13 protein-coding genes are annotated in these 12216 nt (G+C 58.1%); 3 read left to right on the forward strand and 10 right to left on the reverse strand.

The window, feature by feature from the left end; translation table 11 throughout:
• Positions 1-198: 198 nt before the first annotated feature.
• The 5 genes from LIX15_RS10925 to LIX15_RS10945 form a co-directional block, all read right to left on the reverse strand.
• Positions 199-1467: a DUF7405 family protein gene (locus tag LIX15_RS10925; protein WP_227773219.1), complete on the reverse strand. Its 1269-nt coding sequence runs from the start codon at positions 1465-1467 to the stop codon at positions 199-201.
• A 74-nt stretch (positions 1468-1541) separates the two neighbouring features.
• Entirely contained in the window at positions 1542-2897 is a 1356-nt protein-coding gene (locus tag LIX15_RS10930) for a hypothetical protein (RefSeq protein ID WP_227773220.1), read from the reverse strand.
• A 90-nt stretch (positions 2898-2987) separates the two neighbouring features.
• Positions 2988-3248, reverse strand: a complete 261-nt coding sequence (locus tag LIX15_RS10935) for a DUF7344 domain-containing protein (protein ID WP_227773221.1) — start codon at positions 3246-3248, stop codon at positions 2988-2990.
• 132 nt (positions 3249-3380) lie between these two features.
• Positions 3381-4526: a tyrosine-type recombinase/integrase gene (locus LIX15_RS10940; RefSeq protein ID WP_227773222.1), complete on the reverse strand. Its 1146-nt coding sequence runs from the start codon at positions 4524-4526 to the stop codon at positions 3381-3383.
• Between the two features lie 133 nt (positions 4527-4659).
• Entirely contained in the window at positions 4660-4971 is a 312-nt protein-coding gene (locus tag LIX15_RS10945; RefSeq protein WP_227773223.1) for a HalOD1 output domain-containing protein, read from the reverse strand.
• Between the two features lie 673 nt (positions 4972-5644).
• Here LIX15_RS10945 and LIX15_RS10950 point away from each other — a divergent pair.
• Positions 5645-5986 carry a DUF192 domain-containing protein gene (locus tag LIX15_RS10950; protein WP_227773224.1) on the forward strand — a complete coding sequence of 114 codons (342 nt, stop codon included), beginning with the start codon at positions 5645-5647 and terminating at the stop codon, positions 5984-5986.
• Positions 5987-6506: 520 nt separating this feature from the next.
• Here LIX15_RS10950 and LIX15_RS10955 read toward each other — a convergent pair.
• Together LIX15_RS10955 and LIX15_RS10960 are read right to left on the reverse strand one after the other, a co-directional pair.
• Entirely contained in the window at positions 6507-7229 is a 723-nt protein-coding gene (locus tag LIX15_RS10955) for a hypothetical protein (protein WP_227773225.1), read from the reverse strand.
• Position 7230: 1 nt separating this feature from the next.
• Positions 7231-7641, reverse strand: a complete 411-nt coding sequence (locus LIX15_RS10960; RefSeq protein ID WP_227773226.1) for a DUF4870 domain-containing protein — start codon at positions 7639-7641, stop codon at positions 7231-7233.
• Between the two features lie 147 nt (positions 7642-7788).
• Between LIX15_RS10960 and LIX15_RS10965 the strand changes: the two genes are divergently transcribed.
• Positions 7789-8574, forward strand: a complete 786-nt coding sequence (locus LIX15_RS10965) for a helix-turn-helix transcriptional regulator (protein WP_227773227.1) — start codon at positions 7789-7791, stop codon at positions 8572-8574.
• Here the strand turns inward: LIX15_RS10965 and LIX15_RS10970 are convergent, their stop codons facing one another.
• Complete coding sequence (locus LIX15_RS10970) at positions 8575-9600, reverse strand: NAD(P)/FAD-dependent oxidoreductase (protein ID WP_227773228.1); 1026 nt, start codon at positions 9598-9600, stop codon at positions 8575-8577.
• 270 nt (positions 9601-9870) lie between these two features.
• Between LIX15_RS10970 and LIX15_RS10975 the strand changes: the two genes are divergently transcribed.
• Positions 9871-11595 (forward strand): ATP-binding protein, encoded by a 1725-nt coding sequence (locus LIX15_RS10975; protein WP_227773229.1) that lies wholly within the window; start codon positions 9871-9873, stop codon positions 11593-11595.
• A gap of 11 nt (positions 11596-11606) precedes the next feature.
• Here the strand turns inward: LIX15_RS10975 and LIX15_RS10980 are convergent, their stop codons facing one another.
• Together LIX15_RS10980 and LIX15_RS10985 are read right to left on the reverse strand one after the other, a co-directional pair.
• Positions 11607-11768 carry a hypothetical protein gene (locus LIX15_RS10980; RefSeq protein ID WP_227773230.1) on the reverse strand — a complete coding sequence of 54 codons (162 nt, stop codon included), beginning with the start codon at positions 11766-11768 and terminating at the stop codon, positions 11607-11609.
• Between the two features lie 20 nt (positions 11769-11788).
• On the reverse strand, positions 11789-12025 hold the full coding sequence (locus LIX15_RS10985; protein ID WP_227773231.1) for a hypothetical protein: 237 nt from the start codon (positions 12023-12025) through the stop codon (positions 11789-11791).
• Between the last annotated feature and the right edge of the window lie 191 nt (positions 12026-12216).

The following is a 12216-nucleotide window of genomic DNA, read 5'->3' on the forward strand; positions in this document are numbered from 1 at the left end:
GCCGAGAAGCACAATCGGCTGGGAAGGTGTGTAGCCTGCGGTTGCGGTGCGGTGGCGGTTTTCATTGGAGTCGGCAGTAGCTAGCTACGATGACAGCAAATCATCTCGTGACTCTCAAAATTGGGACTCCCCGACTCGAAACCCACAAAAGCAAAACTCCACGACTCACAATCCAAATACAAACGAAATAAACGCGTCTTATCGATTCGGATCGGGAAGCGAGCGAAGCGAGCGCGGCGGCACCAAAAAGTTCCCCCGGCATTCGACGGTCATGTACTGTAAGATGCCGTTATTCACGCGCTGGCCAACAGAGGAGTTTCCGGCGAGGTCGTCGCCGTTCATAGCCTTTCTGGTGTCCTCGAAATTCGAAATTGTGCGCTGAACCGCGACGAAGTGCAGGCCCGCCTCGCCGCCATCAGTCGAATCGAAATCCCGTCGAAGGATGAGCGGCGAGTCGTCCTTTCGCGCGGAAGCGGATTTCTGGGAGTGGCCGACCATCCCGCGTTTTCGGGCGTGTTCCTTGACCTGCCCGATGCAGTCGTCGTCCATCCCGCTGGAATCGCCGAGGTTGTCGCCCGCGCCCTCGACTCGCCCCTCTTCGGCGTGAACCGGACAGAACATCTTGGCAACGCGCTGGTCGCGGCTATCCTGTTCGTACCACTGGTCGAGATGCAGGCTGATTTTGGAGACGTGCTGGGTGGTGCCGCCAGCAAAGGGGCCGTCCCGAATCGTCACCCTGTCCTCGCTAGCCTGGTTTTTCCGGAATCCGGATTTGAAACCCATGTACAGCGGCGACTCCTCTGGCACGGGTTTCGAGTCGGGGATGCCGCTCACGTCCTGATGCTCAGCGGGGAGGCCGTCGCCGACGAATCCGGTTCGGCGGTTCGACTTCTCGAACACATCGGAGAGTCCTGTCACCGAAACTCCGTTCAACTCCTCGCGGTCGCCGAGCAGCGCTTCCTCGACGGCGAGTACGAGTTCCGCGTGGTCGCTGGCGAGGTGGACGATGGCGTCCTGTTCGTCCAGTTCCGGGTCTTCGAAGGACGCGAGAGCTTTCGGTTTCGGGAGCACGTCGACAGCGCCGAACCGGGCGAAGTACGAGGGGGAGTAACCGACCGAAAACAGCAGTCCGTCGTGGCTTCGCTGGTAGGCGCGTTCGAGGCTACGAAACGCCGATTCGACGGTTTCGCGCTCGGCTTGGCTCGGGGTCGCGTCGTCCGCTCCGGCGTAGTTCAGAAAGAGGAGTACCTGATGTCGGGCGGCGACGTCGTTGTCGTGGTCGTCCGTCGCCAGAAATCGATTCCACGCGTGCTGGCGCTTTGGGAGACCGGAGAGGTCGTCCGGCCCCTGCTTCACGTCGGGCATCCCGCCCCGGTCGAGGCAGGCCGACAGGGCCGCCGACCCGCCGATGGCGACCGCCGCTTTCATGAACTCGCGTCGGGGGATTCCGCGCGTCGAATCGCTCATTGAGTGACTTTAGCGACCACGCGAGAAAAGGAGTTCTGGTACGTCCGTCGAAACCACCGCCGAATAAAACCCGCTCAGGTCGCGACCGGACGCGAAATTATCCACAGCGAGAGGACGGTGTAAGCAATCATCAGCGCGGTCAGAGGGAGATGTGCCCGGCCGACGCGATTCGTGCGCTCCAGCGCGACGTAGTGGGCGGCGACGACCGCGGCGAGGTGCCCCGCGACGATGAGTATCACCTGTGAGGCCCAGAACGCAGACAGCGAAAGCCAGCCGAGCAGTTCAATTTCTGGCCCGCCGAGTATTGTCAACAGACGCGACAACTGCTGAAGCACGAAGGGGTAGTTGTGCGCCACTTCGTAGGCGACCGCGATGGGAATCACCGTCGGCGCGAGTGCGAGGGCCGTTGCGTGCCACGACTCCTTAGTTTTTGAATTCCTCGACGTTTCCGCAATTACCGAAACTCGTCGGGTCAGTATCGCCACGAGTGCGAAGACGGCGAGAAACGCGAGGAAACCACCGAGATAGAGGAGAACCGAGACGACAGACCCGAGTCCCGTCGCTTCCCGCACCGAAAACAGAAGCGTCTGGTACTCCGGCGTTTTGGTGAAGCCGTCGAAGCTGACGGTGTAGACGGTCGCCACGACGAACGCGGCGAGCGAGAGCGACCGAACCCGGGGAAGACACCCGCGCCACGGCGGACGGAGGTCGATTCCACTTCCGTCGATTTTCATGGGCGCAACTCGCCCGAACAGACGGTACAGTACCGCGAGCGGATCGGCGCGTCGAAACCACGGTGTTCCGAACAGCACACCGCCGACCAGCATGATGAGGGCATAACCCGCGAGAAGAACGGCGGTCAACCGCGGAGAATCCGGAATTCGGGTCAGGTTCTCCGCGACGCCGACGAGGGCGAGAAAGCCAATGAGGGCGGGCCAATCGCCGAGTTGATTCGGATAGTCGAACAACGCCAACTCTTTGCCTTCCACTTTTGACAGACCATCGTAAATCGTCCGCCACGGCGCGAGTGTGCGCCACGGACTGCCGAACAGCACCGCGAGCAAGCCAACGCCTTTCAGCCAGACAGACCACGTAAACAGAGTTGCGGGATTGTCCCGCGCGTTGGTCGGGCCGACCGCGCCGACGGCGAGGACGAACAGAAAAACCGCGAGAAACAGCACCTGGGTCGCGCGCCGAAGGATGACGACCGCGTCCGCCGAAAACGAAATCCGACGCGTTCCGGTCGGCGCGCTCTCGACCGTGGTGGTCAGAAAGAGCGCCGTAAGGGCGACGGTGGCCCCTGCACCGCCGAACAGCAAGGTGAGCGGAATCGGCGCGTCGAACCGCGTGGTGACTCCGTGGGCGGATGCAACGCCCGCAAAAAGCGATAATGAAATGAAGACGAATAGGGGCGTCCGGCGAAGTCGCATAGTCGAACTCGGTGGTGCGGGAAAAAGGGGTTGTTGGTCTGCGATTCGAATGGCCGATTCCAAAGCGTTCCTTCTCGTCAGCACGACGGGTTAGTAGAGTCCGTCGAGAACCGGACGGACTTCCTCGAATCGTGACTCCTGTCGAATTTCGTCTGACTCCCTGTGCCACTCGACAAACTCGAAATCGGCGAGTTTCGATAAATGGATGGTGCACAGCAGCAGTTCGATTCGATCGCGGTCATCGCCATACTCCGCCTCCCATCGGTGGGACGCCTCCGAAACACGGAGGCGTTCCGCTTTCAACTCGAACAGGATTCGTCGCCGGTAGTCGCTCGAAAGCACGTCGAACATCGTATCGAGTTGCGCCGATCTGTCGTACGATTTACACTGGCTCGTTGGTTCCGCTAACGACAGTAGTAATAAATTCTTGTTCCCTGCACTGTTAGGGTTGAAGGTCAGCTAGGGTTGGGCGCCAGCAGATCGTCACGAGTCGTCCAGCACGTCGTCAACGCGCTCCGCCGTCTCGCTCGCCCGAATGTTCGAATAGCTCTCGTGCGTCGTCGCAATCGAGGCGTGACGGAGGGCAGATTGGGCCAGTTCCGCATGGCCCTCACTGTATAATTGATGGCCCAGTCCCCGTCGCGCTCCGTGGGGTTTCAGATACTCGCCGTCGATGTCCAGTCCGGCCTCCCCGCAGAGGCGTTTCATCAGATTGCGCGCGCCGCGGGTCGAAATCGCGGGGATGACGATTTCGTACTCGCGCACAACATCGTCGATGTCGTTTTCATTGAGGATGGTTTCGATTCGGCTTTCGGTGTATTCACCCGCCAACCCCTCGCGGACGGCGCGATATTTCGACGGCGCGTGGTCGGTTGGAAACACCGGAAACCGTGGTGTTGGCGGATCGAAAACGCGGTGATAGCGCTCCAACGCTTCCGCGGCTTTTCGCGGAAGTTGCGCGTATTCGTACTCGCGGGATTTGCCGAACACGCGGAGCGAACCGCCTTCGATGTCCACGTCTCTCCACGCGATTCCGGGTCGCTTGTCGTCCGCTGGGGCGCGGAACACTTCCGCACCCCGAACGCCTGACAGCGCGAGCAGACGAACGAGCGCCCGGTCGCGGTAGGCGCGTTCGCGCGACACTCCGTCGCTATCGTCGCCCTCCAACACCCTCTCCACCCGTTTGTCCATGAAGGCGAGGATGGCTTTTCTGTCGCGTCGCGTCCAGAACTGACGATTCGCGTCGGCGGTGTTTTCCGGCAGTTCGGCCTGCGCTCGCGAGACGGCGGCGGGATTCTTGGAGAGAAGTTCGTCTGCCTCGCAGAAGCCGAGGAACGCCCGAACGTAGGCGTAGTAGGTGTGAGCCGTCGAGGATTTCAGTTCGTCCTCGCGCACCTGTCGTTTGAGATGGCGGGCGTACCGGCGGCAGTCGATGACCTCCACGTCCTCCAGTAGGGTGACGGTTCGCTCCCGTGCGAGCCACTGCGCCCACTGCGTGAGCGCGGAACCCGCGTTGGTGCGGTAGTTTCCGGCCTCGATGCTGGAGAGGTACTCCTCGATTGCCGAGTTGAGCGTCGTTCCCGTCATGCTAATCGCGGGTCGAACGTCCCGCCGAGTTCGGTGCCACATCGGGGACACGTCAGTTTTCGCTCTTCCCCCACAAACCGTCCGACCGGGCCGAGATAACCGCAGGCGGAGCATCGTCGTATCGGTAGCTGAATCATCGCATCTATCGTTTCGTGGGGCCGGGAGGGATAAAAATCTACGTCCCTTCCTCGGGCGGATGAACCGCGATGAGGCCATCGCTCTGGACGAAAATGTAGTGCTCCTCGAACGTGAACCCGAGGTGGCCGTCCGTTCGAATTTTTTCTCCCCTGTGGGGGGAAAACAGCCCGTCCAAAGCGTCCGGGTCGAACTGGTCGTAGAGCGGGCCGATTTCCGTCGGATCTTTGTCCATCGCTTCCGCAACCGCTGTCATGACCGTCGTACTGAGTGATTCTGCGTCCGTCCAGTCGTGGGTCGTGTGGTACGTCGTCGGTGGCGCTTCCGCTTGGGATGTGTTTGATTTGCTCATTAGAGACACCTTCTGAGTGTGGGACTCGTGTTCGTCACACATACACCCTGAAAAATCATAAACCCCTGTCAGACGAAAAACCGGTCGTGGTCATACGCGAGCAGCAAAAAGGCAAGCAAGAGCCCTCCTCGATCACCCCCCATCCGTCATACGCGCCGCAGTCGTGCGATTTTGATGTTCGAAGACGCAAAATGAGGGACGAAACGCAGTAGGACGATTGTTGGAGTACGATGTCGAACGTCACGGTTTGAAATCCGCTTAACAGGTAGTTAAAACCGATTAATCGATCAATAGTATTAATATTAAATATAATATAATTTTCCATGTCGTAGGTCGAAATCGCCGCCACACTCAGCCACCAGTTCGGTGCCACTCCCGTCCAGATTGCAAACTTTTGGCTCTCGATTACCCTTCCATTGTTCGACAACCCGTTGGTTTTCGATGAACTAGATGGGGAATTTTTCCGCTATTCACCGGACTGCTGGCGTTCCACCTCGTGACGTTCTTTCTGGGCCGAAATTACCGACAAGAAACGGCGTAGCGATGACCATGGAGTGCGACAGCGCCACGGAACATCCCGCGTTGAGAACCCACTGCTAATCCCTCTATGTGGTTTCGTCGATTTCCACGATGTGGGCGAAACGTTCGAAGGGAACGAGCCGAAAGCTATCCCATGCGCGTCGTTCGGAGACGAGACGGAGTCGAACAAACGGTTTCCTCACGGGCATACCGAGTTGATTCGCTCGGTTCTCGGATTCGCGGATTGATCCACCTACTTCGACGCGATGACTGCGCGCTCGCGTTCGATTTCGACTCGGTCGCGGAGCGTCACGCTTCGACGCTACTCACACCGCTGGCGCTCGATGTGGTGTGGACTGAACGCGGACGGGTGACGCGAGTTGTCCGTTTGAATCCGTGGACGGGGTTCACACGTGGGAGGGGAGACGGCGTGCTCGAATTTCCGGCAGGTGTCGCGGACGACGTCCGGCCAGGCGACGAACTCGTCGTTCGTTAGTCCCAGTCGTCCCGTTCGATGGTGTAGCCACCGCATTCGGGACAAACTTGATACAGAACTGCAAAAGAGGCCTCACATCCTCGACATTCGTATGGGTCGTTCGAATTGGATTTCGACTCCGAACGTACCCCGAGTCGTCGCATCAGTCCCATGCCCCGCAATTCGAAGGTGATAACTAAATAGTTCACCAGAGCGGAGTGAAAGTGAAACCGTAATTTGTTGTCTTCTATCGTCTGTAAGTATTCTCCGGGAAATTTCAAAATAACGGCAGCCGGATAACGGTTTGAAACCGTACGGTGTAATCGACGGCGTTTTTGGTCAGTAAATTATTATTTACGCCACTGAACTTTCCGGAAATATATGCGTTCTCGTTCAGGTTCTCGCGACGATTCTCGGTGTTGTATTACCGTTTGTCATTGTATATTGGTTGGTTCGTTCGTTCCGAGCGATTCGTAAAGGGTGTACGGTGGCGAACGGCAGAGACGATTAACGCAAAATAACTCGAGATTACATGAAACCGTTACTTCGCCTCGTACTCCACGAGTTTCACTTCCAGCACGGTTTCCCCATTCTCGTCGTAGTACGCGGAGTACGGCGCAACGCCGTGATCGGGCGAGTAACACCCGACTCTGGCGACCGAGCCGTCGATTCGCACTTCGGAATAGTAACATTCGATTCCGGCGTAGGTTCGTTTTTCGGTCACTTCGTAGGCCATCGTTCCGTCCTGCGTCGTGAAACTCCACGACTGGCCGACCCGGAGGTCTTTGCCGTAGGCGTTGCTCATCGCACCCGCGTACATCGTCTGGACGGCATACTGGCCGCCGGGAACGAATGCGAGGTCGATGATTGCGTCGTCACGGTTGACGGTCATGGACGATTCGTGTTTCTCTCCGCCGAACTCGAAGATGCTGTTCAGGGTGACGTTCTCGCCGTCGATGGCTTGAATGTCCCAGACAAGTTTCCCGGAGCCTTCCCTCGCGTCCATCACATCGAAGGTGTACGTTCCGGGCCGGTCGAACCGGAACGGCTGAAAGCTATTTTCGCCCGTCTCGCCCTCGCTGTTGCTCGCACCGTTTGCCTCGTCGTCTCCTCCGCCGTCACCCGCAATGTTCGCACCGTCGTTTTCGCCACCGACGCCGTCTCCCGCGATTACATCCTCGGCGTTCGGGGCGCTGGAACCGAATCCGGCGCAACCGGTTAGAACGACCGTGAAGACGACGAAAATCGTTGCTGTGCGTTTCATTTTATGCAATTCTGTCCGCAACATTCCCGAACACAGGCATGTGGTGGGTGTCGCCCGAGTAGGCTTTGTACATCAAGAATAACCACCCGAGGAATGCGGCGAATCCGACGACGAAATAGGCGAGCGAAAACATGAGCGAGAACAATCCTCCTACTCTCGGAATAAAGAGCAGTGCGAACTGCACGAACGTCATCGCCACATAGACGAGAAACAGTCCGATCCCGAATGCGATGCTCTGTGCCGAGTGGAATTTCACGAACTCGTTTTCGCTTTCGAGGACGAAAAAGAGGATGCCAGTAAGCGGACTCAAAAGGTACGCGAGTGCCCCGGCGAGATTTTCGTCCAATCCAGTTCCGGTTTTCGAACTAGTCGATTCCGTTACTTCGGTCGTCGTTTTTGGTTCGACAGCCATGAATAGAAATGGGATGGTTGTCTAATGTAGTTACTGAGTGATATTTTCCCGGAACGCGGAACGATCTCGAACGGTGGACAGTTTCCGGCTCGTGCTACAGTTTTCGGGGCGTGAAACACTATACCATGGTAGTGCCAAGTACAATCAATGAACAGCAGTAGTGATTCAGAAATCGTGGTCACTGCGGTTAAGCGAGCGAACACTCTGCGAGCGCTCAGCGACCGACCACTGACGAGGTCGGAACTCCAAGCCGACATCGGCGTATCGCGGACGACGACGCACCGAATCGTCCGCGACTTGACTGAAAAGTCGCTCGTTCGCCGTATCGATGGCACGTACGAACTCACCCCGTTGGGTCGAATCATCGCTACCGAAGTAAAAGCGCTGCAAGATACGGTTGAGTTGGCAGTCAAGTTGGAACCGCTCCTACCGTTACTTGACGGAACCGGAATCGACGTCGAACTGCTCACCGACGCGACAATAACGGTGCAGAAACCGGGCGATCCGTACCAACCCGTCCGTCGGTTCGTCTCGCTTCTCCGCGATTCGAAAACCCTTCGTGGATTCGATACGACGACCATTGCCCCGATGTACGTGGACGAAATCCGCGAAAACATCTTCGACGGCATGCAGACCGAAATCATCTATCTCCCGACGGTTATCGATCAAATTCTCTCCGACCACCGAAAGGCGACGACGCAAGCCATCGACGGCGGCCACCTCGAATTGCTCGTCCACGAGCGACTGCCGTTCGGATTGGCGATGTTTGACGACAGAATCGGCGTCGGTGGCTACGACGAGATAGGCATCCTCCGCGTGTTTGCGGACACGGCAAACCCCGACGTTCGGGAGTGGGCTGAATCACTGTACGAGCGGTATTACGAGGAAGCGACCCCGCTCGTAGAGCATTCGAACTCCGACGTTGTGTCGTAATTACGTTCGGAGTTTGCTGATTCGCTCGCCGACATCGAGTCCGTTTCCGAGCGCGCGATGTACTCGACCGTCCCCGCTGACCCAGTCGCCGGCGAACCGGAGATTTTCGTCTTCCGCCCTCCGGAGAACGCCCGGGTCGGCACCCGAGTCGGGCAATGCATCGCGCCAGCGAACCACGTCGAACCAGTTCGGGGCCGAAAGCGAGTGGTCGGAAAGAAGGTCTGCAACGCGGTCGGCCGCCGCCGCGACGATTTCCGAATCCTCGCGGTCGTAGTGCTCCGCCGACCAGTTCGGAGCCATCTGAACGATGAGCAGGCTTTCGCCGTCAGGAATATGCCCCGGTTTGCAGGATTCGCGAGCCAGCCAGCCGATTTCGTGTTCCTTGTCCGTGTTCACCAGCGCGTAGTAGGACCGGTCGATTTCGAACGGATAATGAAGCGCGACGGAGAGAATCGTCCTGTACGGAACGTGCCCGACGTGTCTGCGGAGCTCTCTCGCGGTTTCGTCGTCGTCCCACTCCGCGAACTCCAACAGCGATGCGGTCAACGGCGCTGGCGGCGTCAGCACGAGTTCGTCGCACGAACCGTATTCGTTTCCGTCTCCGTCTTCCACGTACCAACCGTCATCCTTCCGAATTCCCACAACTCGGGTGTCGGTTCGGATAGTTGCACCGCTCGCATCCAGCAGTTTCTCGCCGAGCGTTCCGATTCCGCTCCGGTACGTCCATTTCGCCGCATTTTCGTCGCGTCCCTCCGAAATATTTTCGTCCGCGTCGAACGTCCAAACCGGTTTCTCGACATCGACCAAACCATTCGAAAGTTCGCGGATAACGCGCGAGACGCGGTCGTCGTCGCTTTTCACGTAGTTCGCGCCCGTATCGTAGACGCAGTCGGTCCGCTCGCGTGTGGCGGCGCGGCCGCCGACGCGCCCGCTTTTCTCGAACAAGGTGACGGATGCTTCATCTCGAAGAGCGTAAGCGACGCCGAGTCCTGCGACGCCCGCTCCAACGACTGCGACGTGAGTCACGCGGTAGAGCCTCCGGTTCGTACTCGACGGCCGTTTCGACCAGCAATTCGAGTAATAGCGTAGAAATTCATTATCCGACGGTTCGGTCGCTGGCAGGAAAGCGATTGTGGCGACATTCCTTCACCGTTTTCGAACAGATTTGGCGGATGAACGTTTATATTCGAAGACGGAACCACAACCATTCGCCGACCATCCGGTCGTTAATAGTCAACAGTCCGAAGCGTGATGCAAAAATTCAAGGAATCTCTGTCGAATCCAGCTTGCAAGAAGATGGACAATGAACAGCAACTGCCGGTGGGCCACCTCGTCGCCGACGAAACCGAGGTTTCGATTCCCGTGGTCGAAATCCTGACGGGGCGCGGGTTCGTCACCGGAAAATCGGGGTCGGGGAAGTCGAACACCGCGTCGGTCATCGTCGAACAACTACTGGATGCAGGCTATCCGGTCGCCATCATCGACGCTGACGGCGAGTACTACGGCTTAAAAGAGGAGTACGAACTGCTCCACGCCGGGGCTGACGAGGAGTGTGACATCCAAGTCGGAGCGGAACACGCCGAGAAAATCGCGTCGCTCGCGCTCGAACAGAACGTTCCCATCATCGTGGACGTGTCAGGCTATCTCGACGAGGACGAGGCCGACGAACTCATCCGAGAAACGGCGCGGCACCTGTTCGCCAAGGAAAAGAAGTTGAAAAAACCGTTCTTGCTCGTGGTCGAGGAGTGCCACGAGTACATCCCCGAAGGCGGTGGAATGGGCGAAACTGGAAAAATGCTCATCAAGGTTGGCAAGCGCGGACGAAAACACGGACTGGGCGTGATGGGCATCAGCCAGCGCCCCGCCGACGTGAAAAAGGATTTCATCACGCAGGCGAACTGGCTAGTCTGGCATCGCCTGACGTGGGAAAACGACACGAAAGTCGTCAGCCGAATCGTCGGCGACGAGTACGGCGACGCAGTTCCAGATCTCAACGCCGGAGAGGGATTCGTCCAAACGGACTGGACGGACGGCGGGATTCGGCGGGTACAGTTCAATCGCAAGCAGACGTTCGACGCGGGCGCAACCCCCGGGTTGGACGACTTCGAGCGCCCCGAACTGAAGTCAGTCAGCGATGCGCTGATGGGTGATTTGGAGGACATCACGGAGCTTCAGGAGCAAGAACACAATCGAGTTGCGGAACTGGAAACCCAACTGGAACGCAAAGGCGAGCGAATCGCGGCGCTGGAAGACGAACTCCAAACCGCTCGCGACGTGTCCGCCGCCGCACGGAAGATGGCCAACGCACTCGCCCACGGAGAGGTTGGCGCCCCGGAGGATTTCGGCCAACAACTTCGAGAGAAAAACGAGCGAATTCGCGAACTCGAAGCACGGGTTGCCGAACTGGAAAACGAACAGACCGACTTGAATGCTTTCGAGACGGGTGGGAACGACGAACGAGCGGATAAAGAACGAGCGACCGAAACGGGAGAAGACGAAGAAACGACTTCTCCCGACTCGCCCACCGAGCAGGAAGCAGTGAAAAAAGGAACATCGACTCCGGAAACCGAAGCCGACGACGAAAGTGCAACCGCGGAGAAAGACGACCCCGTCGAGGCCTACCGAAAACAGCTTCGCCAGCGCGGCTACGAGCTCGGCAAGGCGGTTTCTCGGAAATCCGTTTCCGAAACCGCGTCGCTCGTGGAACTGGCCAATGCCGACCCCGTGGTGGTTCGCATCGACGCGGCGCGACGGGAATCGCTCTGCAACGACGATCACACGTGGGATATTATCGCCACGCTCGCGGCGGATGGCCTGATGACGGTTCACGAAATCGCGGACAAGGTGACGGCGTCCGTCGAACAGATTCAGAGTCTTCTCACCGAACTCAGAACTCGGTCGCTCGTCACGCGTAACGATTCCCGACAGTACGCCCTCGACCGGTCGGGAATGGTTTCGATTATCAACGACCCCGACGAGCGAGCGCACAACACTGAACTACACGGACAGTGGCGCGAATAATCAACGAGAAACTAGCGCCACTCCTCTTCGATTCCGACGTCGCGCTCCGCGTCCCGTAATCCTCGCGGTTGCCACTCGCCGGACGCTCGGCATCGGCGGATGAGAACGCCACCCACCGAAAGGAGCGTGACGAAGACGAAGAGTTCGATGAGGAGGAACACGCCGACGTTCATCAAAGGAAATACGCGTCGCGTTAGCCTTGTTCTTTCGGTTCCACGGAATCAGTCGTGCGAAGGAACTGGATCGCGCCAGCAATCATCAGTCCCGCGCCGAGCGTCATGGCGACGAGATCAACGTTCGCCCCGCCCCCGTACAGCTCGGAGTATCCGAGAAACGCTAGCCAGCAGACGCCTAATACGGTGAGGATATGTGTATTCCGGCGGCTTTCGGTTGTTTCGTTTGTCCGTTTGTCTGTTGTTCGTCGGTCCACTCGTGACCAGCCTGTCTCCCACTGTTTCCCCGTGGTTTATAAATTTTTATCAGAAGGCCTGAAAAGCGGTAGAACCGGCGATAAATAGACCGAAAACCAATAATTATTAAAATTTAGTGAATATATGTTTTATTTTGGTTGTGGCCACGCTCGAGAGAGTTGGCATACCGATGTGCCGCATGCCCGGCAGT

The organism is Haladaptatus pallidirubidus, assembly GCF_020700235.1.
Classification (GTDB): Archaea; Halobacteriota; Halobacteria; order Halobacteriales; family Haladaptataceae; genus Haladaptatus; species Haladaptatus pallidirubidus.